The organism is Halorubrum ejinorense (genome assembly GCF_055389685.1).
Window position 1 is genome coordinate 140,972 of record NZ_AP043776.1, and the last position, 26,972, is coordinate 167,943.

The window sequence follows — 26,972 nt, forward strand, 5'->3', positions numbered from 1 at the left end:
ATAGCGATATCATATTGGACGCGGTTACCGTGCGCACACCCGTTTCAGTCGAGAGCGTACCCCCACTGTTTGAGGACGTCGACGACATCGTCTGTGTGTTGGAGTCCGACCAATAACGCTGCTTCCCGGAGATCGGCTTTTCGAACGCTCTCCCCAAGCCGGGCCTCAATGAGGGACTTCTGTTTCCGCTGGACGTTCATCGTCTCTTCTTGGAGGTGAAGCTGGACTGTCTGATCGCGCCCGTCAGTGATACTATTTCGTCGGAGAACCCACGGAATGTCTCCCGCTGAAGTGTTGTTTGCCCTAGTTTCGACGGTATTCTCCGTCCCGGTTTCTATCTCCACTTCGGTAGATTCTACCTCTTGACCGCTGCTGTCCTCATTGGCCGATGCATCTCCTTCGGACTCCGGCTCGCTGTCGTTGTCTTCCTCTTCTTCGTCGTCCCACCCGTTGACTGTCCCCTCTTTGAATCCCCCCATCAGGCGGTCACCTCCTCAGGATCGTCTAATGCGCCAGGTTCTGGTGGGGATGGGGCAGTAATACCGCCCTGGGTTTCGAGGAATCGAGCAATTCGATCGAACTTGGCCAGTGTCTCAACCTCGTAATCCCGGCGTCGACTCCGGTGAGATCGCACGAACTCGAACGCACTACACTGATGTCGCCAACATCCCTCCATCATTGAGGTCCGGTCACCGATTACCTCAGGGACCTCGAAGGGAACCTCTTCGACGATCTCGTTCTGGTCTTTCGTTCCCTTGAACTCGATCGGCACCGCACCAAGGACCCCGACATCGATATTCAACTCATCTGCGAAGTTCGTCGCAAGCTCTTCTAAGCCCTCAACGGACGCTTCTCCCTTCGCCGACGGCTCAAACGGAATGAGGAGGTTTCGCGTCGCGTAAATCGCATTATAGAGGTGATCCGATTCTGTCGCTGGCGGATCACAGATGAGAACATCATATCGGTCCGGCACATCGTTTTCTGCGAGCACACGGCGGAGCTGCGCGTAGATATTGTACGCATCTCCAAAGTCCTCTGCTCGACTCTTCTCGCGTGCGAGGTGGTCTGAGAGGTCCGAGAGCGTGTTGTGCTCTGGAATGATATCGATACCCTCTGCCGTCCGAATCAGATCGTCGAACTCGCCACCAGGGTTACCGACGAGATGTCGAACAAGGCTGTCTGCGGACGAATCACTCCGATCGTCATCGACGTCGAACAATCGGCTTAGATTACCGTCTTGTGGGTCAAGCGGGATCACGAGTACATCCAACCCGGCCCGAGCGTGCGCACAGGCGATGTTCGCTGTCAACGACGTTTTGCCGACGCCGCCCGCCTCGCTGTAAACCGTGTACGAGAGCATGCCGGGTTATTAGATACGCATCAAATAAACCTATGTCAGACACCTATCTGAGATGGATAACTTAGATACATCAGGTACTTATATGTCTAAGATACCTTAGATTGTTATCTAAGATTACTTTATAATATTCGCTCGTCGCAGCCCACATAGAATAGACGTTGTTGTGATCCTGCTCGCAACCCGGGTGTTCACCCGGTTTCGTATACAACCGAGGAAGTCGCTTTCTGGAACACATCTCTAAGTTATATTTCTAAGACACTTGACTAAGATAGATATCTAAGATATTTCTCTTTTATTGCCGCCCGAAAATCAGACAGTCCCGTCTTCTGTCAGGCCCTGTAGCGTTTCGACCGCTTCGTCACACCACTCCGAGCAGTCGGTCGTGCGGCGGTGAAGACGGCGGCACAACGTTGCTGACGGTGTTCCACTCACAGAGACAATAGGGGACGTTCGTTGCTCCCATGAGAGCGTCCACGAGGCATCCGGTTCGATCCGAAGATACGTCGTAGTGTTACTCACGCTTTCGAGGTCCGAGACTGAGTGGTGTTGCCGCCCGGCAACGGCTGTGTCGTCGACGACTACTGACGCCGTCGACGGCACTGCGTCAAGCACACGGACCGCTTCGACGAACTGCGACCGAGTCCCAGCCTTCCACGTCAATGTCCGGTGGGTAGCAAACGTTTCGACGTGGATCACCGGATCGACAGGAATCCTCCGCGGGCCGTCAGCTGACGTGTTTTCTGGTATCTGTCTTTGGTCGGTCACACAACGGCGAGGCGTCTCAATTGTGGTGTACGTCGATCGATTCAGCTGTCGAACTCAGGCATCCGTCCGCCGTCGACGGCGACGTTCTCTCCGCTGATGTAGTCGGCCGCATCGCTCAAGAAGAATCGCAGCGGAGCAGCAACATCCTCAAACGACGCGGGACGTCCTCGCGGGAACGAGTCCACGCCTGCCTCTGTGTTCGAGACCGCGAACGGAGAGACGGCGTTGACAGTGACGCCGTCGTCGCGCGTGTCTGTCGCCAACATACGCGTAAACATGAGGACGCCGGTCTTCGCGACGAAGTACGGGAAGTTCTCCGGGTGGGCGTGTATCCGGTCGCTGTCGGCGAACCCAATGTTGACGATCCGTCCCCATCCTTGGTCACCCATCTTGGGAACGGCGCGACGAGAACACAGCACAGTGCCGTAGAACGTTGTTTCGATGACGTTCTGCCACGATTCCCAATCGATCTCACTCCAGTGACGCGCGTCGAAGTCCCCAACGTTGTTGACGAGTATGTCTACTGATCCGAGTTCTGACTCAATCGTTTCGAATAGCTCATCCACGGACGCTGGATCGGTTATATCTCCCTGAGCGGTGATCGCAACCCCGCCGCGGTCGCGGACCTCCTCGGCCGTGGCGGCCGCCGCCGCGTCACTTTCGTTGTAGTGGACGACGACGTCTGCGCCGCACTCGGCGATCGACAACAACAACTCGCGGCCGACCCGCTTCGCACTACCGGTTACCAGGGCTGTTCGTCCACTTAAATCCGGGTGCGTACCCATGGAATGTGATAGTGGTGAATCGTGGTAAACGTTCTTACGTCGGTCATAGCATTGCCCGTCGCAAGCTAATGAGACGTGCTCATTCGTCTCTATTCCTCACCGCTTACGAAAGAAATGAGAAAGCCAAGAGCTTCAGCTGGAGGCGAAGTCCGACTGTGTCGGTTACTCGTCTCCGCCGTCGGTCAGTATCTCTACGTCGTCGGCCGACTCCCTCTCAGAAAGCGATGGGTGCTCGCTGACATCCTCTGCTTCGTCCTCCTTTTTTCGGGACCACTCGCTGGGTATGTGACTGTGGCACATGATACGGCATACCATAATAGGTGGTGTCAATTAAATCATCGGCCGGGAGCCGCCTTGGAGCCGTCCAACACTGTATCTACAGGCTCGTTCGCCGAGAGCATCTATAGCTCAGGCATTCTCGACCACAAGTGAGACTTCCAGTCGATCGATCCTCTCTGGCAGACCTCTGTTGAATCAGCGCTTCAACGAGCGCTCGCGGAGGAGTGATTGGACTTCTCGCTGCGGCGACACTTACCAACAGTATTTGTGCCACGAAACATCGCTGAGACCCGCAAACGACGCAACTGGCAGCTGACGCGTAGCTCACTATCCCAGACGGCTGTCAGCGTCCGAAAGTAATTCATAGTCACCGGTGAGCTTGTCGTGCCGGTACACCCTACAGCTGGGGCCGCTCCCGGTCTGTCTGTTCGACTGGATGACCACGTTCGGCCGACTTGGTGTTTCCTCGCGGACAATCCGTCCAATTACCGGAAGCCCGCGCATAGCCGCGTAATAAACCCTGTCAGCGTGAAACTGCGATATCTCGGCGGTGAATTCTGACGAGAAGTGGTCTGGGAGATCGTCGTCAGTGACCCTGTGACCGTCCTCGGTTGACCCCGACACTGTAACTGCTAGGGTCTGTACTCCGCTAATATCGGGCGCTAGGCCGTACTCGAAAAACGCCGCTTCAGCGTCGTCGATGACATCTAATAACGCGTTCCGATTGGGCGAAGCGAGACTGAGGTGCGTGGTTACTGCCATGATCAGACGTGAACAGGCCGTATCGTGTTGCCGTCGCCGTCCGTCGACGAGTCGTGCGACGCCCAGAGACTGTGGCTCGAACGCCAGTTCATGTTGTTGTATCCGGCGCCGCGAGCATATCCGTTACGACCTATCAATTGATCTGCTAAGCCCCAACTGCGTGGGCAGCACGCTGCCGACCTCGTTTCGGGTTCCGCTGGATGGCCGACGGATTGAAGCGCCGCCTCGGCATTGATTTAATCGTGAATGTCGGGCGATACCGATCGCGAGACCGGGCGCTCGGCGTCCGCAAATAGCGGCGACCCGCCACAGCAGACGGGTCCGCTGGCGGCGGAGATTCCGACGCCAGACGCGGTCTCTGATCTCGCCGACTCGACCGGTATCGTCGTCTGGCACCGGAAACACCTTCGCGTGGAGGATCAGCTGGCGGTGTCACGTGCGGTTGCCGACGGTGACGTGTTCTGCCCGCTGTTTGTGTTCGACCCAACGTTCTACGCAGACAGCGGCCTCGCGTGTGACGCTCGGATCCGTCTGTTTGAGGAGGCTGTCGCGAGTCTCGACCGACTGTACGCTGCGGCACCTCCCAGCGCGACGCACGTAGACGCAACGGATTCAGTAGCACGACTCGCTGACACGCTTGATTCGCCGCCAATTACGGCTGAGGCTGCCAGCGAGCCGCCGGAGACGATCCAACGACCGGACTCCTTGGGGTTGACGCTCGGGTACGGCGATCCGGTTGATATCTTGTCTCGCTTCGTCGACCGCGGCTGGCACGTCATCACGATGGCGACACCAACAAGCCGCTACGGTCAGCGGCGCGACGAGCGTGTGCGAGACACTTGTGGCGACGCGGTTACGTTCGTCTCTGGTGACGGACTCGTTCGCGATGAAGAGTGGCCGCGGTCAGACTGGCAGACACAAATCACCGAGTGGCTCGCGGCCGAACAACACACACCAGGGTGGGATGACCACGACACAGTCCGAGTCAGTATCCGCACCGGCGTTACGCCGGCAGCGGTTGACCGCCACTTCGACGTCTCCCCCGCGAAGACGCAGGTCCCGGTGGGAACCCACCGGGCAGCGATGACTACATTACGAGAGTTCACTGACCGTGTCCGGTCGTACCCGACCAACATCTCAGCACCGCAGGACGCTCGCGGCGGCACAAGCGGACTTTCGCCGTACCTCAACTTTGGTCTGCTCTCGGTTAGGCAGGCACACCAGTATGTCGTTGATAACGCACCGTCCTGCCGTGGGGCAGATATGTTTGAGAGTCGGCTCGTCTGGAACCTCCACTACAATCAGAAGCTCGTCGACTGGCCGGGTTGGACTGAGCAGGCGGTTAATCCGGTATTCGAAGGCCGTAATGAGGCGTTTCACGACCCCGACCTCGTGACTGCGTGGAAACGCGGACAGACGGGGTTTCCGATGGTCGACGCATCGATGCGGTGTCTCCAGGAAACCGGATGGCTCAATTTCCGAATGCGCGCGATGTGTGCGTCATTTTTCACCCATATTCTCCACCAACCGTGGTGGATCGGCGCCGACTGGTATCACCATCACCTCATCGACAGCGATGTCGGCATCAACTACACGCAGTGGCAAAGTCAGGCGGGGCTGATCGGCAAGCCGTCACAGCGAGTGTACAACCCTCGGAAGCAGGTCCGCGATCAAGACCCCGACGGCGACTGGATCACCCGATGGGTTCCTGAGCTTGCCGACTTGCCCACGGAGTTTCTTGATCAACCCGAGAAGACGCCGCTTGCCATCCAGCAGGAATGTGGAGTCCACGTCGGAGAGTCGTACCCGCGTCCGGTTGTCGACTTTGAGGCGCGCCGCGAGCAGTTCTGGTCGCGGTATGAAGCTCAGCGGTCTGAGGCTGCGCGAAAGCTTCGACGACCAGAAATCGCTAAACGGGCCTCATTTTCTGGCGGCTATGGTGCTGCCAGAGCCATTGCGGACAAACACGGAGCAGCCGACGCCGACGCGCCGGACGGAACGCAGGTCTCTCTCGACGAACTCATCGATACAGATGCTACTACTGCTGAAACTGAGGGAGCCCAAGCAACGCCGCCGCAAACGAACACGGCGGAATCAGTCGACCTGACACCGACTGACCCACATGAATCTAGTACGCAGACGACGATTCCGACTGGAGCCGGCCGGAAAGCCGGTGAACCGTCGCCGGACGATCGCGCAGCGGTATCGGGTCAGCGCCGAGAGACTGGGGAAGATAATGAGCCTGACAAGGAGCAGGACGTGGACCCCACCGGACAAACCCGATTCCACGACTTCGAGTGACACACATCTCGGTGGCTCGTTGACAGCGCGCTGTCGCTGCTGTTTTGGTCAGCTCTTAACGGTGCCGTCAGCGAAAGCCAGCTGGGTCACGCCGTCACAACACCCGAATTCGGTACCCGTTAGCGGCGGCTTCATCAGTGACCCGTCCAGCTTCAGTAGCAGCGTCAAGAACCTCTTCAACGAATTCCTTCGGCACCTCGACGCCAATGAAATCGGGACTATCGCCGGCCGTGGTCACCCGCGCCATCGTCCGGCCGGTCCCGTCGTCATTGTAAATGCTGCCGACGCGTTCCCCGTCTCGGTGAAATCCGAGCGTGACATCGGCCGGCTCGATGGCGTCGAAGTTCACTCGAACACTCGGTCGCTGCGCTAGATCTGAGCAAGCATGTGTCTGTCGTGCTCCGTCACAATCGTATTCATACAGCACTTACGAGTCCACGACGGATAAGAGAAAATCGCCGTCAGTCCCACACCACACAGCGATGCTAACCCCTACTGCTGAACAGTAGATGTTCGTCCTTGACGGCCCGAGCTACCTCGCCGATTCCGCTACCAAGCCGTGACACCCTGCCCGTGATTAGGTGTCTAGCTGAACGACGCCGACACCGGTTTGTATGTGACGACACAACAATTTGTATGTCCAGTACAAGCGTCGCAACGGCGGCTAACCCGCAGATACTGATCGACAAGCTTCCAGCAGCTCCAGCTAACTGGGAACGGAACGAAGAGCCCGGTGGCATCGTTGAGTACCGACTTCCAGACGAAAACAGTCCCTGTACTGCGGCGAAAATCGCAGTTCGTCCTGATATCCTGAGCGACGCGGCTGTCCGACTCGTCCGTAAGCGCGGCTGTAGTGATGCGGGGAGCGACACATTCGATTCACTTGATGCCGCCGTAGACGAAGTCGGCCGAGAACTCAATCACGTTCTCGCGGCTGTCAACGAGGACAAGGCGCGGTAGGCACGGCTGCGGGCTCGGCCGTAGCTTTATTATTAGCACCAGTGGGTACGGCATGTGACGCCGGTCAGGTCGGTCACGACCAATATCGATATTCAAACGGGCGATAGACTATGAACTATGTCGACACGACGCAGTGACGCCGCTTCGGCTACGTTGGTCGCACTCGTCGTCTGGCTCGCCGGACGACGTGAGGGGCTGTCTCCACGATCGATGCTTCGGCCGGTCCCATTCTTTGGCGGTGCGGCCGTCGCGGTGCTTGTTGAGGCCGTGTTCGCACGGTGGCCGGAGCGGACGGCGCGCCTCTGGCGCCGGCCAGCGATCCGCTTCGGTTCGCCTGTCGCACTTCTCGCTGCGACCCTGTCAGTAAACCCTCGCAGTGGCACGCCCCACGCGGCGACACTCGGGGGGCTCGCCGGATACTTTGTGCTGCTTGTCGGGATTACAATAGACCTTGTTCCTGAGCCGGAACAGTGGTTTTGACGCATCGGCTCGGACGGGGAGCGGGACCGCGACGACAGAGGTCACGGCCGCGGCTAACCAGCTATCGTATCGAGAACAGCACTAGAGTAGAGTCCGTCTCAGCGGACGCTTAATGCCGCTCGCGACCCTAAGTCCGGTATCCAGATGGCCGAGCAGTACCCGATAGCGGAGCTCCCGATGCCAAGCCCCACGTACGGACCCAGCCGAGTGGTCTCAATCCAACTTGAGGCACTGGCAACCAACGACGAGCCGTTCGAAGACGCTGGCATTGGCGTCGCGTACAACTTCGCATCCCCGGCGAACAGACGAGCGACGGGCCCGTTTGACCGCTTCCGACAGATGGTACACAATCCACGCTATGCCCCAATGGTCGACCACGTCGAGGCGACGACAGGCCCTGTTGAGCGCGACGACGATAGCGCCACACAGCGTGTCACGCTGACCGGTCCCAACGGTCGGACAGTGACATACGCTTTCAGGTTATCGCGACATCGACGCGGCGAGCTCGATGAGCACTGGCTGACAGACAGCGTCGTTCAAGAGTAGCCTGACCGACTGTCCGGTGACTGCTTGTGCCCCAGTCAGTGATCCCGCCATTCGAGCGACTGCCGATTTAGCGTCTCAACGGTCGGCTTCCCATCTTCGAGCATTCTATCAGCGATCTCGATTGCCTCCCGCAGTTCCTCTATTGACAGTTGTTCGTATGCGGGAGTCCCATCGATGTGGTCGTACCAGACTCCTTGGAACAGCGTGTCCAGCACCACACGGGCAAAACAGTGGTCGTGGCGGATTGGCCAGTCGCCGGCTTCGGCTGCTGCCTCGGGGAGTGCTTCGGTAACCCGTTGGAGATATATCTCGCGTAAGAGCGTGATGTCGTCGCCGCCGAGCGTTTGTTGGCCCATTCGACATTTGGGATACGAGCCTCAGTATCAATACAGCTTTGCCTACTACCCAACTGTATCCATCGTAGTCCTACCGGACAAGCGATTCGTTGGCATCAATAGATTCTGGCTCTGTTGATCTTCCTTGCTGCTCCGTGCCGACTCTCCTGACTGTCTCAATCTCTCTTCATGCTCAATAAAATAGACGTCTCGTTCCTCTCTTTGTGTATTGAAATTAAATTCCACCAATCAAATCGGTTTCCATTAATTCCCGTAGGCTCTCTCAGGAATCTGTATCGGATGGCGGTCGCTTCGAGAGCCGGTCAAAAAGGTCTTGAGAGGCGTTTGAACGCCTTTCTGTCTCCCCAGATTGGTACTGTGAAGAATACACGGCGCCATCACGAATCTCTACTTCCAAAATCGCATCAGTATGCTGCCCATCCGATGGCAGCTCGTCTGGTTCGATAACCGCATTCCCCACTTCTTCACCATCCTGCTCAAAGAACACTGTCGCGAGCCCGTCCTCAACCGAATCGACAACGGCGGTGCACTCGCCGTCCGGGAGGTCGATTGTAGTCATTAGTAGCTCTCCTCCAGCACTCGGTCGCCCTCATTTGTAGTTACAATCACCGTATCGCCGTCATTATTCCAGACTAGTGACACCGAGCCCCAGTATAGTTCGCTATCGGTTGCGGTGTCACTCCCGGTGATAGGGTCACCGTCTCACCAGGCGCCAGCGTGAAGCTATCCGGAATCGTGTATGTCTGGTCAACGTCGTCTGCGACTGTCCAGCTGGACAGATCGAGTGTTTCCGTGCCCGTCTTCTCAAAGACGACGTACTCATCGTTGAGGTTCTCACCATCTCGCCCCTCAGCGTCCGAGTTGATTTCTGCGACAGCAAGTGTACTGGTGTTCGAGTCTGTCTCCGAGTCGTAATCTGAATCCGTCTCGTCCGGCTCGTCACCAGTGTCGATCGCCCCAGTTCCCTCACCACCAATCCGCTCACGCTCGGTGACGCCACCGGCTGTCCCCGGCTCAACGACATCGCCATCGCGGAGACTGAGCGGATCGGTTGGTGCTGCCTGTTGCGTCTGAACGGAGACGGCCTGGCCATCACTCACGAGCACAATATCCCCGTGTGTGGCGGTCTAGTAGGTCGGGATCGAACGATCGGACAGGCGTTGGAGCACTTCCTCATTGGGATGGTCGTACTGTGAATCGTATGCGCTTGAGATGACGACGGCCTGGGGCTGGACGGCATCGAGGAACAGCTCACTCCACTCACCACGGTCGCTGTCGACTATCGGTTGTTGTATCAGCGATGGGGACTTGTCGGCCCTGACTCGATTGCGTTTGGATTTTCGGGTGTCGTGAGCGCATTCGGCGGCCTGCTTGCTATTGGTTTCGCAGGCGTCGTTGCTGAGTGGTACTCATGGCCGCTTTCGGTTGTCACGACGACTGGATTCGTGGCGGGTGGGATGGGGATCGCACTCTATCAGTCCCCGCTACTTCCGGTCCCACATACCGGAGAACTGGCCGTCGGTGCGGCGGTCGCGATAGGACTTGTTTCGCTCGGGTGGTGGTGCCGAGAGTCCTCCGTCCGCCGATGGATATCAACTCATCAGGATGCGATTGTACTCTTTGGTGTGCTTTGTTGAATCCGATGACGGCGTGGGGATCACTGTTTGAGAGCCTGTTCGAGGTTGTAGACTGCGGCGGTCAACACGAGCTCGCGGAACTCGCGGTACCAAGCGCGAGGGTGGACAGCGGGGCCGAATCGACGCTTGATGGCCGAAAAGGCAGTCTCGGCCATCCAGCGCTGGCCGTATAGCCCGCTGTCCAACCGTGCGTTGTGCGCGTGATCGTACGCAGCGAACAACCGGTGACGCAGCAGGGGCCGGACGCCCTCTGATCGGAGGGCGTCCCGGAGAGATTGGTCGTCATAGCCTTTGTCGCCGGCGAGACTCTCGATTTTCTCGGTGTTACGAAGGGCGACTCGACGGCCAGTTTGTGTGTCGTGAGGCCAGTGTGCCGAGCAGTGAAGATCGAGAATGGCACACGAGTCCGTATCGACGAGTGCCGTCGTTTTAAGCGTGCGTATGTGGCGATCCGAGCGGTGTTGGTAGTGTCTCGATGCCGTTTCGCGGTCGAAGAATGTGGCATCGATGGCACCGTGCGAGCCCGGATCGCAGATGTTCGCGGACTCACGAAGGAACTCACGCCATATCGACATTGGCACCCTCTCAAACGACCGGTACAGCGTTGAGGGTGCGGGAAATGCCGTCCGCGCCAGCTGTAACAGACCACGAACGCGATCCATCTCACTCGCCCAATCCACAATTTCGCGGTACGTCGCATCCATGTGAACCCGCAAAAAGTGGAGCGTGACATGCTTCCAGCCGGGAAATCCGTGGCCAGTCGGATCACTCACCGCCGTTGGACTGGCAGCACAGCGCTTTTGAGCCAGCGACGCGGCTTGTTTAACGAAGCGGAAGAGTAGTTTGGACACATTCGGCTCTTCCGCTTCGCTTCCACCTTCAGAGCGACGCTATCCTGTCGCCTTCTGCGGATTCAACAGAGCACTTTGGTGCGTTTGGTGTCGTTGTCAGTGCGCTCGTGGCAGGGATGTTCTCTGTTGAGACTGGCATCGGCGGTCGATTTCCGAACGTGATTGCTCACGGAACCGGACTTGTAACTGGCGTTTGTGTCGTCGGGACTGGACTGCGCTTGCTTTGAGCGCTGCTGTTCTCATCGTGTCGTGGCGCTTTGCTACTGCAATATCGTTCGAACCCAAACTGTCTCACGTACTATATAATAACACATTTTTTAGCTAAACTTAGATGTCTCCCAGTGTACTTGACCGTAAAATTCTATGCCAGCAACGGTACGCTAGCGCATAGTGAAATGTCGTAGGATCTGCTCTACATAATCTTTATACTCCTGGCTGTGGACGATTTGTTCAAATGAGTACATTTGTATTGAACACTGGTCTACTCTACTTTGTTCCTCTCATCATCGGATTCATGTTTTGGAAATATTATGTTCCAATCGATGCGTTGGTTGGCTATAACGTGAATGAGAATAAAGTAGCAACACAGAAGGGGGCGTTAGCTTTGGCAGCGTCAGCCATCCAATTAGCAATCTATATCGCTGTGATTTTGTATTCTGCTGAAATTGTATCTGGACTAATAAACGCCACAAACAATCAGTTGCTCCTTGGTTTAGGTCTCGCTTTTGGGTCACTAATACTACTTGATTTCAAAAGGAATGATACTGATAGAGAGAGACGTATTCTCGAACGTATTATCCGATTAGGGAGGGGGAGTGCGGAGACTCACTTCCGATATGCGTTTCTCAAAACAAGGAGTTCCAATGACATTAACGATGCGAGGGAACATTTTGAAAAAGCAATAGAGCTTGACCAAGAGAATTCCCAGTATTATTACGTATACGCTCGACTGCTCCAATTTTTCAACGAGAATGTTGAGAAAATTCGTTCTCTCTACGAACGGGCAATTAAACATAATCCCGGTGATGCTGATCTCCACTATTATTACGCTCGTCTATTATTTAATGAAACTGATGAGTTTGATATAGCACAAACCCACTTTGAGAGAGCAATTGAACTCGACCCAGAACACTACGACGCCCACTATACGTATGCGCTGTTGTTGTCTACTGAGCTTGAAAATAACCAGAACGCTAGAAACCACTTAGAACGTTGTATACAACTTGATCCGGAAGCCGCCAACGCACACCACTTATATGGTAATATTCAGATGTCCGAGTTTGAAGAATTTGAGTCTGCCCGTAGCCACCTACAGCGTGCGGTTGAGTGTGATCCTGACTATTTCCCTGCGCACCTTGATTATGCAGCACTATTGTATTCAGAATTTGATGATACCGAGAAAGCCCGAGAACACTATGAACGCGCCGTTGAACTGGAGTCAGAAGACAGTAGAGCTCATCTCTTATATGGCGAAATGTTATTCAATCTTAAGGAATTCACTGATGCCCGGAGACATTTGAAGCAAGCAACCGAGTATGCCCCCGACAATGCGGGTGCACACCACCTCTATGCCCGAGTACTTGCTTCGGAATTTGATGAATATGAGGCCGCGCGTGCTCACTTTGAGAAAGCCATCGAACTCGAACCAACCAAGACGAAGTCACTTGTCCACTTGGCAATACTGTTAGCTACGGAATTTGAGGATGAGGACACCTCAATCAAGGACTATATTGATGAATCAGACCTAAATAAAACGATAGACTCAGATATGGAAGAGATTCTGGATAACATCCTTAACCCTGATTCGGAAGACAGGTCAGAGTACGACGAAGGGATTGATGATTCCCCGATTGAACCGATCCAAGATTTAGACCGGACTAGCAAAGAAATCAACAAGCGACGACCGTCAGACAACTGATGGTCGGTTTGAAACAGAACCTCCTCTCCAGTAAGCCTCTTCTTACTCGTAGTATCTGTTCACCGCACCAGGTGAATTTATATTGATATTTTGACTGTCATCAATATCGACAGAGATGAGTTCGTCAAGGTGCTCTATCTCCACCACTAGTTGCTCAAATATACTCTCAACAGTGAGGTTGCCATTATTCTGACGAAGCTGTTTGGCCGCATTTTCAATCGTAGAGTCTTCCGTTGCCCCTTCGAGTGCTAGTAAGAATTCACCGTCAAGATTAACGTTCAACTGTGGGAGGGCAACAGCTAGCTTGACTGCTGCCTCAGCTACCGATAATGGAGTCTGATCCTCAGCTCTTGTTTCTTCAGCGCTTAAATCTCTAGATGAGTCCCACGAAAGAACTGATTCGACGAGAGCTGGAATAGTAGTTTCAGAAACTGCTCTGGACCAGAGCTGAGTTAGCGGGATCATCGATTCGATTATTAACGCTTGTAAGGCTGGTGGTGCCTCGGCTTTGATCACAAATCGACAGCAGTGGTTGACCGCCTCAATCGTTGCGTCCATTTCGGCTTTGTCCAAATTCTGGTGTGGAGCTGTTTGGCCAAGACAATATATCAGTGCGGCCAGCTGGCGTCCATCCGTTGAAGGATCGATAGCCATCCGGAAATTTGGGAAGTAGGATGCGATATCATCTGGACTATGATACGCGACATTCGCCAGGGATAACGCAGCATATGTGGCTCGTTGGCCTGAACTTGCTACCTTTTCGACGCATGTCTCAATCGCTGGCGGATATTTAACGAGAGATGAAGGCCATTCTAATGCAATCATGGATAGGGCCAACAGAGCATTCTCGCTCAGTTCTCGATCGACCATTGTCGCGGCAGACGTGAGATCTGAGACGAGCGATGAATCCATTAACAACCGTCGCGTTTCCGCATTCCCGCTGATTAGTGTCCCTCCAATACCACCGATCGTGTTGACACGGATAAGAGCATCATCGGCATTTACACAGTCGCGAATATCGGCCGTAAAGGATGGGGAAAGATCACGGACTACCCCTGCTTTAGCCGCCATGACGTACGCATAACTACCACACTGTCGTGTTTTCGAATTACCCGTGATAAGTGCTGATTTAATCTTTTTCCGGTTGGATCGCCAGTAACCACCAGGATCATTATCAACACTATCCAAATCAATCTCTGTCATTATTTCAATAGTTGTCAGACGTCCTCTTATTGGTTTCCCAAGTTAATGGGTTAACCTACACTTATTGGTTGTCAACTACTATTCGCTATTATGAGCGATGGTGAAACAATATTCACCCATTTAACGTCCCAAGCAGTACACGTCCTTCGAGCGACGATTTTAACAGTCCTCTATGCGGGATTAGCACTCTCATTCTCTGGAGGAGCCCTGGGGCTGCTGGGTGTCTATCTTATCTTTACTTCAGGTATCCTACCGTGGTATTTCTCGGGTCTCCATAAACAGGAACGGATTCTGATCCTTGTAGTAATAGCGAGTATTGGCATCATTCAGGCTATTGCGTCGCTATGGGTACATCCAATACTCTCTACCTCAGTAGTTTTTGTTGCGGGGAATGTACTCCTCAACAATGGTGAGAACGTGGAAAAATATGATGCGCTTGGAGATGAGTATTGGCCGGTATCAATACTATTAGTGCCATTCGGATTGGTCGGTTGGATTTTAGCATCTCCAATATCTATTGTGATATGGTTTACAGATTTTATTTCGTGGATGAGCGATATGGGCGACACCACCGAGCAAGCGACATCTGGAGAACCGAGAGACAAATCAGCACCAACCACGCAATCACAACCACAACAAAGGCTAGAAACAGTACAACGTTCGGGGCAAACTGCCGAAGATATCAACAATCGGCGTCCAGATGAACCGAAAGAGACGTCGACAGGGGCTGGTAGTTCGTCCCCGTTCGAAAACTGAGTAGCCCCAACCGCAGAGAGTGAGATCCAGAAAAGACGAATCGATGGCGGAACAACGTGATCTGGTGAATAAGTCGGTATTCGAATCTAAGCTATTACCCTTGGTAATCGTTTTTGCTGTTATCGCTATTAATCTGAACGTTAACTGAATTATTGATATTATACGTTGTTTCTTCGGTAGCCCCATCTTGATGGGTATCATCTGCGTCGTCACTCTCACCTGTCGTATCGCTGCCGGGTGATTGTTCGTTTATCAGAGCACCCGCCCGCGCTTGCCAGGCCCCCGATTCATCGTCGATATCTGTGTAGTCTTTAGGTTGATCCACATCTACCGTGGGGGCCTCCAGTTCACGTTCAGAACTTTCCGAAACAGTACTATGCTCGGATGTCGAGGACCGAAGATAACACCGGGCGACGCGGTCTGTAAACGCATCCATATCCCGTCTTAGTTCTTCTGGGATTTTGGATCCATCAGAGTCTATGTCAATCGCCGCATCTAGTTTGTCTTGGTCGGTAGCGCGGTCTACGAGATTCATAGCTTCTTTCTCAAGCTCAGCATATATGGGGTCCTCAAGTTGGTCATCCGCAAGGATATCTGCGACCTCCTGAAGCCGATGGCGGAGCGCCGAGGAGTCCCCCACGGAGATCGCGTCTTCAATGCGTTCACAACACAAAATCATAGTATAAGCGTTTGTCATACCTGTAACTCCGTTGCCAGCACTAAAAATGCCTGGCACGGGTACCTATCTTGATCTGCCAACACTCCTATAACCGACACTCTCACCACATAATTATATGATTGACTAGTCTCGTATCTATCACTAATGAATTCAGATATCTACAAATTGATTCTGACCAATGTGGGTATCGTCTCTATTTGGATGAGTCAAGTGGGACCGGTGCTGGTCAGTAAACCGTACTATACAAATTCGGTATCTGCGTATGAAATGGCCTTCTTGTTTATTGCTCCTCTCGTTATACTCACATTTGGGTATCTTATTTTTGAATGGGAAATATCCAATAAGGTAGTTGTGGCTTCTATGGTTGTCCCATATTCGATTTTGTCAGCTCTCGTCGGCTTTTTCTTTGTTGTGGAATATATTAATTTCATATCAATTTCTTTCTCAGCTATTTCTGTTATCGTCGGTATTGTATTCATAAAATCGTATAATAACGGTGACAGTAGTGGGAAAGATGATAAAACGAACCAGTTTGACCCCGAACAACACTCACCGGAGAGGGACAACAAACAAAATAATTCTCAGATTGAAACTATACAGCGTTCCAACAGAACTGCCGAGGACATCAATACACGACGTCCTGACGATGAGTAATTAAAAACTAAGCGACGGGGTTATCGGATCCGGTGTCAGATATCGCCCTTATGTACGTGGACGAATCTGGAAGTATTTACAAACCGTTTGAACTATTACGTCTCCCTCTCCCTCGTCGTTGTTCCTTCTACTCTACTCCATGGAAGTTCTGTTGGGGTCACCCAATCCGATCGTTGTACACCGGTAGTCGGTCTTCGCGGTCAGCGAATCGGCGTTGGTGAACACGTTCGCGCTGACGAGCTCGCCGTGTCGATCGTGTTAATTCGACCCGGTAGACGCACCAACATTTCGAACTTCGATGGTGGCGGTAGAGTCTATCGTACAGCCGTCCTGATCCAATGTACACTATCTTGTACCCGGTAGGCGTATCAGCTGGTCGACCCAGTTCGTACACTCCAACCCTGTCAGGTGGTTTTTCAGGGTCATATGTCGTAAACGGTTGTTGGATTGGCATCACGCAAATGTGGGCGGCGGTCAGAAGACCGCCGTAGGTGGTTACCCGGTTCCGTACTGCTCGTCCCACTCGTGGAAGCGCTCAATATCTTGAGCCGACAGCGACGGGCTAATCGTCTCAAAAGCGGCTCGGGTCTCGGCGGGTTCAATGGGAGTTGTCTCCAAAGACTCGTCCTGTAACGCTGTGAGGCTCCGATCAGCCTGTTCCGCAAGATCAGGGTTTGTCCGGTGGACCATGTTCGCGATGATTTCGCCTGCCAGCGCCTCGATGTCGCTGCCGGTGAAGCCGCGCTGGTGGGCCCCCATCCCGATCGCACCTGTCACAGTTGAAACCGAACTCAACTCGACTGCGGCGTCATCTGGAAGGTGATCGGTAGGTGCGCCAGTGAATGAGACACCACCGTTGACCGTGTGTACCTCGACGATCTCCTGACAGGCCCGCTGGTCGGGCAGGGGCACAAGTTGTCGGTTGTCGAAGCGGCGGCGGATGGCGAAGTCCAGATCCCAAGGGGTGTTCGTCGCGCCGATGACGTAGGTAAAGGAGTCATCGTCGCGGAGCTCGCTCAGTTCTGACAGGAGGGTCCCGAGCACCCGTCTGGAAGCATTGTCACTACCACCACCCCCACGACTCGTTGTGACAGCGTCGATCTCGTCGAGGAAGATGACCGATGGTGACAGCTCTCTGGCTACCTCGAAGAGATTGATAATCTTCTGGCTGGACTGGCCGTACCACTTGCTCAGCAGTGACCCCAACTTCACGTTGAAGAACGTCGCGTCAGTTTCGGTGGCGACGGCCTTTGCTAAGAGCGTCTTCCCCGTGCCCGGCGGCCCGAACATGAGGGTCGATTGTGCAGCCTTGACTGCTGCCGGCTTGTTACCGACGGCGCCGAGTGCCAGCGTTTGCCGTAACCGCTGTTTCGTGTCGGACAGCCCGCCGATGTCCTCCCATGTAACATCGGCGTCGACGATGAAGCTCTCAATCACCTCACGGAATTCCGAGGGCTCATCACGGTCACCGTTGGGACCACCACGGTCATTCGCGTTCGGGCGGCCGTGGTCATAAGACGCCTGATCGCTGCGGATGACTGCGTCCCCCTTTTCCGCTCGGTCGGCGATCTCGCGTAACTCGTGTACCCGTTCGGGGACAGTCATTCCACGCTCGTGCGCGATTGCCTCTTTTGCGTCGGCAGCGTTCCGGTAATGCTCAGCCGCCTTCGTTGGATGATTCCCATCTGCCGCGTCTTCGGCTTTGTTCAGCTCCGTGGTGTACCTGCTGTTGAGCCGATCGACTTCGTGTGCGTCGTATCTCATTGGCTGACTGTTATGATTGTGTGGCTGGATAGTTGGTCACCGATTCACTGACTGAATGAGGAAGGGTGGCCGCGAGACTAGTCGTCTGAGCGGGCCCGAGACCGGCTGTCGGAACTGTTGCGGGTCTCGTATTCGCGCTCTTCCTCACGCTGTTCCATCCGCCCGAGGTGCTTATTCTTGGAGCTGCGGTTCGTCGACGAGGAGGACACCTGAGCGGAGATGTTCAGGGCGCCCATGATCTTGTTCACCTTCTTCGAGTCCAGCTTGAGATCGCGGAGTTCACCGCGGACGGCTGCCCCGACCTCCGTGCTGTTGGCATCCTCCATCAGCTGGTCGATGGTGAGATCCGAACTCCGCATGCGCTTGCGAACGCCGCGAACTGCGCGCAGCAGCCCTAGCTTGTCGGTCTGAGTCTGGTACGACTCCTCGTACTGGACCCGTTCGTTCTCGATGAGCTCCGCTTCGGTCGCGAGGCTCTGCTTTTTGTACTCCGGTGCTCCGGCGCCCTCGTCGTAGAGCGCCTCCTGCTCCGCGTTGAGCTCATCGATCTTGTGTTCCGTCTCTTCCCGCTCCATCTCCAGCTCGAGCATGTCCTGCTCGAGTGCCTGATTGGAGTAGACCGCGGGGTCGAGGATTTTGCTACTGTTCTGCAGGCCGAATTGCGTCTTGATGTAGTTTCGGAAATCCATTGTCGTTGGGTGGGGTGTTAGCTGGTCGTCGGTTCGAACACGGTGGTGATCGAGGCGATGCCAATGGTTGCGCAAGCCACCGCCACTATCACCAATTGCTTCATCTCAGCCACGGAGACTGAGAGGAACGCTTCTCCGAACCAGGCTTGGACTAGGATGATGCCGATTGCCAGGCTGAACCCGAGCATACCAGCTAAGGCTGGAACCTTCTCGAGAGTCGTGTACACCACGACGGTGTACCCAACACCCACGAGCAGGTTCAGTAGGCCCGCGGCGATCAACAGTTGGCTTATTTGGTCCATCCGCATTTACTCCATTGCTGGATAACAACATAAACTTTTCGGCTAAATTGGAGACTCAGGATTATTTAGGCCCCTAGAAGGTGGAATATGGGATATTTCCTCCACAAGTGGAATGTGGGGCCTGCGTTTTTAGCTTGGCGGCTTCAGAACACACCATATTTGGAGGGGAAGACTTTAGGTCAGATATGACGCATATGGGAGTAACGAGCGTCATGGTGAACAAATAGATGCGCCAGTCAGGAGACGGTGTACGTGGCCGGACGAATCGTGCTCAGTCAGGCGAGAATGAGGAGACATCTCAGACTGCATTCGATCGGAACTCAGTCGGAACCGGACAAGATGACACGTCGAGTGAATCATCGGATGGCGCCGAAAATCCGGCGGGTGAGTACCTTGTTGCGTTGGACTATCAGTCGGATGCTGAACGAAAACGCGTTGAATACCTGCTGAACAATCGCGATGATATCGAGGTGGAAAAAATTCGCGGCCTTGCGCGCATCATTCGCGTGGGCGAAGACGATTTCGAATCCTTCTACGAGGACCTTTCCGCGAAAGTTGATGGCATCGACCACCTGCGAGTAAACGAACTTGACGAGGTCGATGTCGCCCCTGACGAAAACCACGAGCGATTCGGTATTGAGACGGATGCCTCCCCAGACCAGGTCGAGTGGGCATTTGAGACGATTAAGCGAAAGCGGGACGCGACGGTCGAAGACAGCGGAACAGGGACTGATACGACGTACAAACAGTACGTCGCGACCACACAGAGTGGGACAGTCCGGTATTCGTACGAAGTGTCTGCGGGGCCAAGTGGCGACACACATGTAGACGTTCATGTTTGGGGGTATGGCGACGCGCCGGAGGTGCTTCGCTCGTTCATCGAAGAAGAGCTCAGCTACGCAATCTAAGCCAATGTCATCAGAAGACGACATCGAAACGTGTCTTAACAAGGCAAAGACGGTGATCAGCGAGGGGATCAGTCATTGGAACGCGCCGGGGCTCGCCCGTCGCCGGAAAGACGAACATGAGACACTCATCGAGTGTGGATTCACGGTTCGGGATCTCAACATTCAGGGCGACGTATTCGATGAGACGCATGATAAGCTTCGCAGCCGGATTGAGGTCGCGAAGTTGGTGCTTGCTGCGGCTGATCTCGATGCTGCGCAATCAGATGGGTCACTTGCGGCGCAGTACCCACAAGATGTGTTAGAACGGATGATCGAGGTGGACCGCTTCCGTCAGTACGACGTCTACGAGGCCGATAATAATGAGTTACAACAGCGTATTCAGAGTCATGACGGCCAACTGTATGAGATGGTCCGCAAGGAGGTTGCGCCACAGCTCCGGTCACTCAATGAGGGACTGACCGGCGATCATTCAGAGCTAAGCAAGTACCAGATGCAGGGGCTGAAAGCTATCTATGGAGATCGGCTTGAGACACTTCAAGACGCTGTCGGGCACTATATCACCCACCACGGGCTGCCGAATGTCGTCGACGACATGGAGGAGGCAATCCTCGAGACAGCCGAGGCAGCGAGCGACCGCGAGCAGATCGTTGCTGAACTAGAGGCGAGCCTCGGCGACTCGATTGATGAACTGTCCCAGTCGCTGCATCACAGCATCCGTGACGAGTACCGTCAGCTCGAGGCCGAACTGTACAGACTCGACTACACCGAGACGACGACCACCGACGCCACTGAAGAAGAATTGTCGTCGCTACTTGACCGGCTTGAGGGGCTGTTAGACCAACAAGCGGACCGACAGGCGGCGTTGGTTGAGCAAATTGAGTTGCGGGAGTCAAAATTAACAGACCTCGAACAGCATATCGAGCGGCTTGAGGAGCGACTTGCGGCCAACAATATCGAGGATGAGGTGAGCCAGATTGTTGACGCAGAGCTCGACCAACTCCGCGATGAGCGAGCCCGGATTGCCGATGAACTCGCTGTACTCGAGGCCGAACGAATCGAGCTTGAAGAGACACGTCAGCAGTTAGAAGACGAGCGGACGCCGCTCCAGCGCGGCGAACTGCCTGACCGCGACGGTGAGCAGATACCGCCGGTCCGGGCAAGTGAAGCTCGCATTGCCGAGTTCGACTACTCCAGCCGATTTGAACAAGCAGTCCATCAGGCGGAGCGTATCGTCCTCCCGGACGGAGACGCATTCAGCGCTGAGCCGGCATACTGGCGCGATCATCACCAACGCCGTGACGAACGTGAGCGGATGCGGGAGCTATTGGACGACGCTGTCGATGATGAGATGGACGTGGATACCCAGCTCGGAAACTATCCTCTCAATCGCAACTCACGGTTTGTTGTGCAACGCTCGGGACGGTTTCCGCTGACTGGAAGCCAAGAGCTGACTATTGAGCTCCGCATACAGTCACATTTGGAGACCTTCGCGCGCTACGGCGCTGATGACCGCCCAGCGACCCAAGCCGACCTTTTAGAAGTAATCAATGACGTCGTGCGTGGTGCCGAGCAGGACGATGTGCCGGGCATTGTGGCAGTTGCTTCTCCGACAGGATGGACCGAGGCGGTAGAAAAGACCATCCAGGGGGGTGATGACATCGGAACCACGTTTAGCCGGCAGGTAGGTGTTGTCCTTGTCGACCTACACGACCGGCAGCTCATATACGATTCGAGCCAGTCATTGGTGACAGCTAATGCCGAACTATTCGAGTTCGAGACCCTCGCTGAGCGGGTACAGACCACCGAGACCAGGATCCGGGACGAGCTGCTGGATGTAGCGACAGAGTACATCCAGCTGGATACAGTCGTGGACGAGTTGAGTGTAACCGAGCAGGTTGCGTCAATGGCGCTCAATCGGCTTGCTACACAAGGAGTTGGAACACTCAGGCAAACGAGCAAAGGGCTTGTACTAGACCTTCGCTGAGCGGCTCAACGGTATTCCGTGTCTGTTATCCAAACACTGTTCGCCAAACGATCGCCTTTTGCGAGGGGTTTCAGAACAACTCGGTACTGAATTCTCCTGGCACTCCTAGCGTGACGGGGTCAAAGGAAAGGCCCCGATCAGCATAGTACAGAGCGATGTTAGCCTCAAGATCAGTGTTCAGGTAATGTTCAAGGACCTCGCGGAACGCGGCGATTGCTTGCTCATGCTCGGTGGCAACGACATCAAGAAACGCTGGCCCAAACTCGTCGCCGAAGCGGGAATTATCGAGCGGGGCGCCGTTCCAGATTGTCTTCGGGACTGGATAATTATAGCCGCTGAGACACTCTTCAAGCGAGGGCCACTTCTCTCCTGGATCACACGCCGTCTTCCGGTCGGTGAAGAGGTCGATGTGCTGGCCCGTTGTGTGGAGGGCTGGGGGTGACGGCGCCGAGTCAAATCGAGTACTTCGCTCAGCGAGAAAGTCCATGTCGAAATCGGTACCGTTGTAGCTCACGAGTACGTCGCCGTCGAGTTCGTCGATATACCTGAACGCCTTCCGGACGAGGTCCTGCTCGTCCGTGATCCCGTGATTGCTGCGGGCGAACGATTCATATTGGGCGTCAGTTCCGGGAGTTCTTGGCTCGTGGTGACCGACACCGATTGCGACCGTCTCACCCTTGTCCGGGTCCCAGTGTGTGGTCTCGATATCGAACGTAACGATCCGGTCGTGGTCATCGAATTCCTTGTCGAGTTTCATGCTTGCCGAGATCTCTCCGTTATCATTTCAAGCTTCGGTGAAAAGCCGAGTTTTATTATCTCACCGAAAGATGTGAACCGCATTACTTCGCGGCTACGTTGATAGTATACTGCTGGTCATATCAATTACCTTAATATGATAGATAGATGGAATAACAGTGAGGCTCGTTGGTGCTGGACTCAGAACGGTTGCTGTGGACGGAACTGTTCATTGAATTCCTGCGCGGTCAATCCATTGGTAACGATTGCCTCCAGGCACGTGACCCGAAACTGAACCCCGTCGATTGACGCTAACAGCGCACCCTTGTGTGCCAGTGTCACCCACCGCTGGTGCTGTTCGTAGTTCCGAAGGGAATGCTGAACGACGCTGAGTCGGTAACGCACTAACTGACAGTCGCTGGCTATACGGCGCCCTGACACCTATTCGTCATTGGGCTCAGTTGCGGCCCTTCACGGAGTTTCTCAGGCGACGTAACATCGTACTCATTTTTCTACGTCTCGTTTGGGATTGGAGTGTATCCAAGAGGTGCTGAAGTCCATCGTGGTTGTGTTCGGCTATCCGGTCAAGATTGTCTGAAACCGGTGGTACAATCCATCTGTGGTATCTGTCGTTGGCCGTTCATTGGTGTGTTTTTTAGCCACCTCTGTTGTGACGAAATAGCCAAGATTGGTGCGTGCGGTCGTTTCGGCGACAGCAGCTTCTGATGCGATATACGCTGCCGGTCGCGGTTCTGAGAGGGTACATGTGATTGAGAGAACCCGCTCAAATGGCCTCGTATTCTCCGTCCACTCGTCTGGGGCCGAGTTGAACGTTAACATAGTCGGTACTCGCCGTCAATTCAACTAAGCGCACTCGCGGCACGGTGGAATTTGTCTTTCTTGGTAGCTACAAGGGTACAATTATCACCTATTCTATTTTCCACGGTCGAACTCAATTGCGTTCCACATGCGATCGCAGCCATTGTTGGCAACCGTTTGCCGTCTCGACTGCCCCGAGCGCTTTGGGTTTCGAATTTCGACGAAATATTCTCAATACAATGTGCGTACCCACCGAGTTCACCATTTCCAACGAATCAATCTGACTGGTGAGAATCGGTATTAGCCCTTCCCACGACTGTTAACCAACAATCAACTAACAGCTACCCATTGTTGGTTAATCAATTACCCAGACGTTGACTCAAACCCACTTTGACTTGGCCCTCTGACCCCAGCTGAGAACATTCTGTGTCTCAGGTAGAATTAACAACCTACAGAAACTTCGAATTTAGCATGGGAGACGAGAATCTCCGACGACGGTCGTTACTCACGTATCTTGGGGCAACCGGTGTCAGTGTCTCGCTCGCTGGGTGTAATCTCAGCGAGAGTGGGGCCAATTCCACGGATTCACAGCCCAACGGGACAAACGGAAATGGTACAGACAGTGGGACGTCTCCAGAGCCTTCCACAGAATCACTCACATTACTTCACGACACCCACGTTGGCGGCCGACTCGGAAACGCAGACGCTGATGACAATGAAAACATTGAGAGCTACTTCGGATTGATGGACGATCTAGAGGAGCCGGATCGGACGCTCCGATTGGGAGCGGGTGATGATCTCGGATCGTCCGCCCTGTCGTCTGAATTCGAAGGCCAACACGTCATAGACCCCTTTGAGGCAGGTGACCTCACTCATGACACGTTTGGCAACCACGACTTTGACTTCGGCCCAGATGTCCTCCGAACACGGGTTAGTGAGACTGAGGACTTTCTGTGGGTCACTGCGAACGTCGACGGGCCCTCTGGTGAGGTGTTTGCCGGCGCCGAAGGGGCCGAGCGCTACGATATCGTCGATGTGGCCGGCATTCCAATCGGCGTTACGGGGGTCTTGACGCCACGAGCCCGGGAGGTAACGAGTCTCGGGAATGCGACGGTCCGATCGCCGACCGACGCACTCGGTGAGGTTGTCCCGGACATGCGAGATGACGGTGCTGAGGTGGTCATTGTGATGTCGCACGTTGCCAACGACTTAGCGCGGAATGAGATTGCCCCGAACGTCGACGGCATTGACGTCATCGTCGGTGATGACGCCGCTGAGAAATTCGATGAGGTAGTCGAGGTCAATGATACCATCCTTTCTTTCGTTGGCGACGAGTACGACTTCCTAGGGGAGGTAACCCTCGAGGTTGGTGAAGACGGGATCGAATCGTTCGATCGATCTGTCTACGACGTGAGCGAGGAGGACATGGAGCCGAGCGAAGCTGTCGAGGCGGTCGCCGACTTCTATCGCCGGCAGGTCGACAGCGAAGTGATTGGGGAAGCCAGTGTCCAGCTCAACTGTGTGAGCGAGGACCTCCGCACCGGCGAGACGAATATGGGGAACTTCGTTGCCGATGCGGTTGGGGCTGCCCTCGAATCTGATGTTGTCATCCAAAACGGTGGGGGAATCCGGACAAACACGCTGTACTCACCGGGTGATATTACTGACCTCCTCATTCGGCAGATCCTCCCGTTCGGGAATACGACGATTGAATTAGAGGTGAGTGGGCAGACGATTCACGATGCCCTGGAAAACGGTGTGAGTGAAGTTGAGAGCCTCGAAGGTCGGTTCCCGCAGGTTAGCGGGATGGAATTTGCCTGGGACCCCGATGGCGACCCAGGCGACCGGATTGACCCAGCCGATGTCACTGTCGGTGGTGACCCCTTGGACCTGGAGGCGACCTACACACTCGGGACGAACAATTTCATGGCTGATGGTGGTGACGGGTACAGCATGCTGCCGGATGCGACGCGGACTGGCGCTGGCGACACAACAATCTCACAGCTGGTGATCGACCGCATCCGTGCGCAGTCGCCAATTGCTCCGGAGACAGACGGCCGGATCAGTCGGCTGTAAGTCGGGATCTTGTTCTAAGACATATATCTAAGATTCTCATCTAAGATCTATAGCCCCGCAAGACGTGGATGCTATCGCTTCCTGTATTGACCACCTAGACGCCTCTAACGTCTGGGAACATCGCATCGATATACTGTGGGAGGACCGCCCTTTGGAAGCGCTCTCAGGTCACCTACACGAGGGTTTCCCTGGCACGTACCCTACACGAGGAATCGGCCCCTAATTAGTATTTACTACGCACAATTAGATTACTCGGACTAACCGGACTGGGACCCGTACTGGGAGTCGCAGCGCGTAGGGAGAAGCGAGCGAAGCCGCGTTAAACGACAGGCTCAACGACCAAGTGATCCTGCGTGAGCCGTGGCTTCTTCGCGCTGCCATCGGTATCGTACCGGATGATCCCGTGTTCTGCGAGGATTGCTAAATCACGGCTCACCTGTCCCTTGTCTCGCCCCAGATCTCGACCAAGCGACCGGACCGAATCCGGCGGACTCTCTCGAAGTTGCTCGATTAGTTCTCGCCGCATCGGTGTGAGCACTTCTTGGGCCGTGTCCCAACTGATCACCTGAACGCCCGACATGCCGCCCCGGGCAAGCGACCGGGCAAACTCACCCCGTAGCTTAGTGTTGTCACCGCCGTCAGATGCGTCCGCGTTAGGGGTCGTACCCACACTACTTTCAGACATACTGTCTCACCGTACCGTTGTGTATACACCTCAACGGCTTAAGCCTTACTGAAACACTCGAAATAGGGATTGTAAGCGATATATCCCCTCTCAACAGTCAGAATCAAAACATTTAAGTTCAACAAACACGTATGTATAATTGAGGAGACGTTCTGCGTCTCTCAGCTTGAACACCTACATACATGACTGGAAATCCAGACTTTGCGTACCTCTACGAACTGAATCGAGTCCGTAGCACAGTTTTTCAAATCGGCGCGCGCGCCGATCCGAGCCTTGATACTCCCGACTCCTTCGCGGTCATCCTCTTTTTCGAGTTGGCGGATGGGACCGTTGTCGAAGTAGCGAAGGTCGACAACACCGAACACGAGTCGGGGACCATCCACATCGACCGGTACTACCGAGACCACGGTGCCGAGACGAAGGACTTCGATGTCGATATTGACGGTCTCTACGAAGCTGATGCCTACCTTGAGCGGAACTGGGAACGGTTCGCGCAGGCCTATCTCGATACCCACGGGAAGCAGCCGCGGGACAGCTGACAGGTTCCGCGTGCGGTAATCGTGCCGACAGCACGGCCATTCTCCAGCTGGTGGGGTGAACCCGGCAGCGGAGACGTCGACCGCGGTTAGTGGCCGCGGTTCATCGGCATTTGCTGGATCGGGCCGTTGAGCCCGGCCAGCGGGAGGAACGAAGTTTGATGGCTACGCCAGCGAAGAAT

The 26,972-nt window shown here is 54.8% G+C and carries 27 protein-coding genes and 1 pseudogene; 10 read left to right on the forward strand and 18 right to left on the reverse strand.

The annotated features are described in order from the left end of the window. Nucleotides 1-44: 44 nt before the first annotated feature. The 5 genes from ACZ5KW_RS00620 to ACZ5KW_RS00640 form a co-directional block, all read right to left on the reverse strand. Nucleotides 45-479 carry a DUF7970 domain-containing protein gene (locus tag ACZ5KW_RS00620; RefSeq protein WP_343778837.1) on the reverse strand — a complete coding sequence of 145 codons (435 nt, stop codon included), beginning with the start codon at nucleotides 477-479 and terminating at the stop codon, nucleotides 45-47. Next, nucleotides 479-1,360, reverse strand: coding sequence for a ParA family protein (locus ACZ5KW_RS00625; RefSeq protein ID WP_343778836.1), 882 nt, complete (start codon nucleotides 1,358-1,360; stop codon nucleotides 479-481). The genes ACZ5KW_RS00620 and ACZ5KW_RS00625 overlap by 1 nt, the downstream gene beginning before the upstream one ends. 806 nt (nucleotides 1,361-2,166) lie before the next feature. Further along, the gene (locus ACZ5KW_RS00630; RefSeq protein WP_343778834.1) at nucleotides 2,167-2,910 is read right to left on the reverse strand and encodes an SDR family NAD(P)-dependent oxidoreductase; all 744 of its coding nucleotides are present in this window, start codon (nucleotides 2,908-2,910) and stop codon (nucleotides 2,167-2,169) included. A gap of 162 nt (nucleotides 2,911-3,072) precedes the next feature. Next, the gene (locus ACZ5KW_RS00635) at nucleotides 3,073-3,210 is read right to left on the reverse strand and encodes a hypothetical protein (protein WP_343778832.1); all 138 of its coding nucleotides are present in this window, start codon (nucleotides 3,208-3,210) and stop codon (nucleotides 3,073-3,075) included. A gap of 306 nt (nucleotides 3,211-3,516) precedes the next feature. Next, the gene (locus ACZ5KW_RS00640; protein WP_343778831.1) at nucleotides 3,517-3,951 is read right to left on the reverse strand and encodes a hypothetical protein; all 435 of its coding nucleotides are present in this window, start codon (nucleotides 3,949-3,951) and stop codon (nucleotides 3,517-3,519) included. Nucleotides 3,952-4,197: 246 nt separating this feature from the next. On the opposite strand from ACZ5KW_RS00640, the gene ACZ5KW_RS00645 reads away from it, so the two are divergent. Then, nucleotides 4,198-6,252 carry a cryptochrome/deoxyribodipyrimidine photo-lyase family protein gene (locus tag ACZ5KW_RS00645; RefSeq protein WP_343778830.1) on the forward strand — a complete coding sequence of 685 codons (2,055 nt, stop codon included), beginning with the start codon at nucleotides 4,198-4,200 and terminating at the stop codon, nucleotides 6,250-6,252. Between the two features lie 94 nt (nucleotides 6,253-6,346). Here ACZ5KW_RS00645 and ACZ5KW_RS00650 read toward each other — a convergent pair whose 3' ends face one another. Then, nucleotides 6,347-6,601 carry a hypothetical protein gene (locus ACZ5KW_RS00650; RefSeq protein ID WP_371153053.1) on the reverse strand — a complete coding sequence of 85 codons (255 nt, stop codon included), beginning with the start codon at nucleotides 6,599-6,601 and terminating at the stop codon, nucleotides 6,347-6,349. Nucleotides 6,602-6,888: 287 nt separating this feature from the next. On the opposite strand from ACZ5KW_RS00650, the gene ACZ5KW_RS00655 reads away from it, so the two are divergent. Together ACZ5KW_RS00655 and ACZ5KW_RS00660 are read left to right on the forward strand one after the other, a co-directional pair. Continuing rightward, nucleotides 6,889-7,212, forward strand: coding sequence for a hypothetical protein (locus ACZ5KW_RS00655; RefSeq protein WP_343778828.1), 324 nt, complete (start codon nucleotides 6,889-6,891; stop codon nucleotides 7,210-7,212). A gap of 624 nt (nucleotides 7,213-7,836) precedes the next feature. Next, the gene (locus ACZ5KW_RS00660) at nucleotides 7,837-8,238 is read left to right on the forward strand and encodes a DUF4864 domain-containing protein (RefSeq protein ID WP_343778826.1); all 402 of its coding nucleotides are present in this window, start codon (nucleotides 7,837-7,839) and stop codon (nucleotides 8,236-8,238) included. Nucleotides 8,239-8,273: 35 nt separating this feature from the next. Here the strand turns inward: ACZ5KW_RS00660 and ACZ5KW_RS00665 are convergent, their stop codons facing one another. From ACZ5KW_RS00665 to ACZ5KW_RS00680, 4 genes and pseudogenes are all read right to left on the reverse strand, one after another. Further along, nucleotides 8,274-8,594 carry a hypothetical protein gene (locus tag ACZ5KW_RS00665; protein WP_343778824.1) on the reverse strand — a complete coding sequence of 107 codons (321 nt, stop codon included), beginning with the start codon at nucleotides 8,592-8,594 and terminating at the stop codon, nucleotides 8,274-8,276. Nucleotides 8,595-8,856: 262 nt separating this feature from the next. Next, a complete protein-coding gene (locus tag ACZ5KW_RS00670) occupies nucleotides 8,857-9,153 on the reverse strand; it encodes a DUF3006 domain-containing protein (protein ID WP_343778822.1) in 297 nt (98 codons plus the stop codon). Further along, a pseudogene (locus tag ACZ5KW_RS00675) lies at nucleotides 9,153-9,850 on the reverse strand (lamin tail domain-containing protein); the annotation flags it as partial. The pseudogene ACZ5KW_RS00675 and the gene ACZ5KW_RS00670, both read right to left, overlap by 1 nt. 401 nt (nucleotides 9,851-10,251) lie before the next feature. Next, complete coding sequence (locus ACZ5KW_RS00680) at nucleotides 10,252-11,082, reverse strand: IS5 family transposase (protein WP_464388554.1); 831 nt, start codon at nucleotides 11,080-11,082, stop codon at nucleotides 10,252-10,254. 454 nt (nucleotides 11,083-11,536) lie between these two features. Here ACZ5KW_RS00680 and ACZ5KW_RS00685 point away from each other — a divergent pair, with 454 nt between their 5' ends. Then, the gene (locus ACZ5KW_RS00685; protein ID WP_343778090.1) at nucleotides 11,537-13,000 is read left to right on the forward strand and encodes a tetratricopeptide repeat protein; all 1,464 of its coding nucleotides are present in this window, start codon (nucleotides 11,537-11,539) and stop codon (nucleotides 12,998-13,000) included. A gap of 42 nt (nucleotides 13,001-13,042) precedes the next feature. Here ACZ5KW_RS00685 and ACZ5KW_RS00690 read toward each other — a convergent pair whose 3' ends face one another. After that, nucleotides 13,043-14,203: a hypothetical protein gene (locus ACZ5KW_RS00690; RefSeq protein WP_343778088.1), complete on the reverse strand. Its 1,161-nt coding sequence runs from the start codon at nucleotides 14,201-14,203 to the stop codon at nucleotides 13,043-13,045. Between the two features lie 90 nt (nucleotides 14,204-14,293). Here ACZ5KW_RS00690 and ACZ5KW_RS00695 point away from each other — a divergent pair, with 90 nt between their 5' ends. After that, on the forward strand, nucleotides 14,294-14,959 hold the full coding sequence (locus tag ACZ5KW_RS00695; protein ID WP_343778086.1) for a hypothetical protein: 666 nt from the start codon (nucleotides 14,294-14,296) through the stop codon (nucleotides 14,957-14,959). A gap of 94 nt (nucleotides 14,960-15,053) precedes the next feature. Here ACZ5KW_RS00695 and ACZ5KW_RS00700 read toward each other — a convergent pair whose 3' ends face one another. Beyond that, nucleotides 15,054-15,656, reverse strand: coding sequence for a hypothetical protein (locus tag ACZ5KW_RS00700; protein WP_343778084.1), 603 nt, complete (start codon nucleotides 15,654-15,656; stop codon nucleotides 15,054-15,056). A gap of 126 nt (nucleotides 15,657-15,782) precedes the next feature. Here ACZ5KW_RS00700 and ACZ5KW_RS00705 point away from each other — a divergent pair, with 126 nt between their 5' ends. Then, complete coding sequence (locus ACZ5KW_RS00705; RefSeq protein ID WP_343778082.1) at nucleotides 15,783-16,292, forward strand: hypothetical protein; 510 nt, start codon at nucleotides 15,783-15,785, stop codon at nucleotides 16,290-16,292. 495 nt (nucleotides 16,293-16,787) lie between these two features. Here the strand turns inward: ACZ5KW_RS00705 and ACZ5KW_RS00710 are convergent, their stop codons facing one another. From ACZ5KW_RS00710 to ACZ5KW_RS00720, 3 genes are all read right to left on the reverse strand, one after another. Beyond that, nucleotides 16,788-18,056: an ATP-binding protein gene (locus tag ACZ5KW_RS00710; RefSeq protein ID WP_343778081.1), complete on the reverse strand. Its 1,269-nt coding sequence runs from the start codon at nucleotides 18,054-18,056 to the stop codon at nucleotides 16,788-16,790. A 77-nt stretch (nucleotides 18,057-18,133) separates the two neighbouring features. Beyond that, nucleotides 18,134-18,745 carry a hypothetical protein gene (locus ACZ5KW_RS00715; RefSeq protein ID WP_343778079.1) on the reverse strand — a complete coding sequence of 204 codons (612 nt, stop codon included), beginning with the start codon at nucleotides 18,743-18,745 and terminating at the stop codon, nucleotides 18,134-18,136. Nucleotides 18,746-18,762: 17 nt separating this feature from the next. Continuing rightward, nucleotides 18,763-19,047, reverse strand: coding sequence for a hypothetical protein (locus tag ACZ5KW_RS00720; RefSeq protein WP_343778077.1), 285 nt, complete (start codon nucleotides 19,045-19,047; stop codon nucleotides 18,763-18,765). 227 nt (nucleotides 19,048-19,274) lie between these two features. On the opposite strand from ACZ5KW_RS00720, the gene ACZ5KW_RS00725 reads away from it, so the two are divergent. Continuing rightward, nucleotides 19,275-19,955: a hypothetical protein gene (locus tag ACZ5KW_RS00725; RefSeq protein ID WP_343778075.1), complete on the forward strand. Its 681-nt coding sequence runs from the start codon at nucleotides 19,275-19,277 to the stop codon at nucleotides 19,953-19,955. Between the two features lie 4 nt (nucleotides 19,956-19,959). Then, nucleotides 19,960-21,939, forward strand: a complete 1,980-nt coding sequence (locus tag ACZ5KW_RS00730; protein WP_343778073.1) for a coiled-coil domain-containing protein — start codon at nucleotides 19,960-19,962, stop codon at nucleotides 21,937-21,939. Nucleotides 21,940-22,009: 70 nt separating this feature from the next. Here the strand turns inward: ACZ5KW_RS00730 and ACZ5KW_RS00735 are convergent, their stop codons facing one another. Together ACZ5KW_RS00735 and ACZ5KW_RS00740 are read right to left on the reverse strand one after the other, a co-directional pair. Then, a complete protein-coding gene (locus ACZ5KW_RS00735; RefSeq protein ID WP_343778071.1) occupies nucleotides 22,010-22,696 on the reverse strand; it encodes a ribonuclease H-like domain-containing protein in 687 nt (228 codons plus the stop codon). A 554-nt stretch (nucleotides 22,697-23,250) separates the two neighbouring features. Beyond that, complete coding sequence (locus tag ACZ5KW_RS00740) at nucleotides 23,251-23,514, reverse strand: DUF7342 family protein (RefSeq protein ID WP_425544604.1); 264 nt, start codon at nucleotides 23,512-23,514, stop codon at nucleotides 23,251-23,253. Between the two features lie 450 nt (nucleotides 23,515-23,964). On the opposite strand from ACZ5KW_RS00740, the gene ACZ5KW_RS00745 reads away from it, so the two are divergent. Next, nucleotides 23,965-25,569: a bifunctional metallophosphatase/5'-nucleotidase gene (locus tag ACZ5KW_RS00745; RefSeq protein WP_343778069.1), complete on the forward strand. Its 1,605-nt coding sequence runs from the start codon at nucleotides 23,965-23,967 to the stop codon at nucleotides 25,567-25,569. 319 nt (nucleotides 25,570-25,888) lie between these two features. Here the strand turns inward: ACZ5KW_RS00745 and ACZ5KW_RS00750 are convergent, their stop codons facing one another. Next, nucleotides 25,889-26,254, reverse strand: coding sequence for an HVO_A0114 family putative DNA-binding protein (locus ACZ5KW_RS00750; RefSeq protein ID WP_371153042.1), 366 nt, complete (start codon nucleotides 26,252-26,254; stop codon nucleotides 25,889-25,891). 182 nt (nucleotides 26,255-26,436) lie between these two features. Between ACZ5KW_RS00750 and ACZ5KW_RS00755 the strand changes: the two genes are divergently transcribed. Continuing rightward, a complete protein-coding gene (locus tag ACZ5KW_RS00755) occupies nucleotides 26,437-26,793 on the forward strand; it encodes a DUF7718 family protein (protein WP_343778067.1) in 357 nt (118 codons plus the stop codon). Nucleotides 26,794-26,972: the final 179 nt, after the last annotated feature.

Coding starts and splice junctions, on each gene's coding strand:
- ACZ5KW_RS00620 (WP_343778837.1), bottom strand. CDS start 479: ATGGGGGGATTCAAAGAGGGGACAGTCAACGGGTGGGACGACGAAGAA.
- ACZ5KW_RS00625 (WP_343778836.1), bottom strand. CDS start 1,360: ATGCTCTCGTACACGGTTTACAGCGAGGCGGGCGGCGTCGGCAAAACG.
- ACZ5KW_RS00630 (WP_343778834.1), bottom strand. CDS start 2,910: ATGGGTACGCACCCGGATTTAAGTGGACGAACAGCCCTGGTAACCGGT.
- ACZ5KW_RS00635 (WP_343778832.1), bottom strand. CDS start 3,210: ATGTGCCACAGTCACATACCCAGCGAGTGGTCCCGAAAAAAGGAGGAC.
- ACZ5KW_RS00640 (WP_343778831.1), bottom strand. CDS start 3,951: ATGGCAGTAACCACGCACCTCAGTCTCGCTTCGCCCAATCGGAACGCG.
- ACZ5KW_RS00645 (WP_343778830.1), top strand. CDS start 4,198: ATGTCGGGCGATACCGATCGCGAGACCGGGCGCTCGGCGTCCGCAAAT.
- ACZ5KW_RS00655 (WP_343778828.1), top strand. CDS start 6,889: ATGTCCAGTACAAGCGTCGCAACGGCGGCTAACCCGCAGATACTGATC.
- ACZ5KW_RS00660 (WP_343778826.1), top strand. CDS start 7,837: ATGGCCGAGCAGTACCCGATAGCGGAGCTCCCGATGCCAAGCCCCACG.
- ACZ5KW_RS00665 (WP_343778824.1), bottom strand. CDS start 8,594: ATGGGCCAACAAACGCTCGGCGGCGACGACATCACGCTCTTACGCGAG.
- ACZ5KW_RS00670 (WP_343778822.1), bottom strand. CDS start 9,153: ATGACTACAATCGACCTCCCGGACGGCGAGTGCACCGCCGTTGTCGAT.
- ACZ5KW_RS00685 (WP_343778090.1), top strand. CDS start 11,537: ATGAGTACATTTGTATTGAACACTGGTCTACTCTACTTTGTTCCTCTC.
- ACZ5KW_RS00690 (WP_343778088.1), bottom strand. CDS start 14,203: ATGACAGAGATTGATTTGGATAGTGTTGATAATGATCCTGGTGGTTAC.
- ACZ5KW_RS00695 (WP_343778086.1), top strand. CDS start 14,294: ATGAGCGATGGTGAAACAATATTCACCCATTTAACGTCCCAAGCAGTA.
- ACZ5KW_RS00700 (WP_343778084.1), bottom strand. CDS start 15,656: ATGACAAACGCTTATACTATGATTTTGTGTTGTGAACGCATTGAAGAC.
- ACZ5KW_RS00705 (WP_343778082.1), top strand. CDS start 15,783: ATGAATTCAGATATCTACAAATTGATTCTGACCAATGTGGGTATCGTC.
- ACZ5KW_RS00710 (WP_343778081.1), bottom strand. CDS start 18,056: ATGAGATACGACGCACACGAAGTCGATCGGCTCAACAGCAGGTACACC.
- ACZ5KW_RS00715 (WP_343778079.1), bottom strand. CDS start 18,745: ATGGATTTCCGAAACTACATCAAGACGCAATTCGGCCTGCAGAACAGT.
- ACZ5KW_RS00720 (WP_343778077.1), bottom strand. CDS start 19,047: ATGGACCAAATAAGCCAACTGTTGATCGCCGCGGGCCTACTGAACCTG.
- ACZ5KW_RS00725 (WP_343778075.1), top strand. CDS start 19,275: ATGCGCCAGTCAGGAGACGGTGTACGTGGCCGGACGAATCGTGCTCAG.
- ACZ5KW_RS00730 (WP_343778073.1), top strand. CDS start 19,960: ATGTCATCAGAAGACGACATCGAAACGTGTCTTAACAAGGCAAAGACG.
- ACZ5KW_RS00735 (WP_343778071.1), bottom strand. CDS start 22,696: ATGAAACTCGACAAGGAATTCGATGACCACGACCGGATCGTTACGTTC.
- ACZ5KW_RS00740 (WP_425544604.1), bottom strand. CDS start 23,514: ATGTTAACGTTCAACTCGGCCCCAGACGAGTGGACGGAGAATACGAGG.
- ACZ5KW_RS00745 (WP_343778069.1), top strand. CDS start 23,965: ATGGGAGACGAGAATCTCCGACGACGGTCGTTACTCACGTATCTTGGG.
- ACZ5KW_RS00750 (WP_371153042.1), bottom strand. CDS start 26,254: ATGTCTGAAAGTAGTGTGGGTACGACCCCTAACGCGGACGCATCTGAC.
- ACZ5KW_RS00755 (WP_343778067.1), top strand. CDS start 26,437: ATGACTGGAAATCCAGACTTTGCGTACCTCTACGAACTGAATCGAGTC.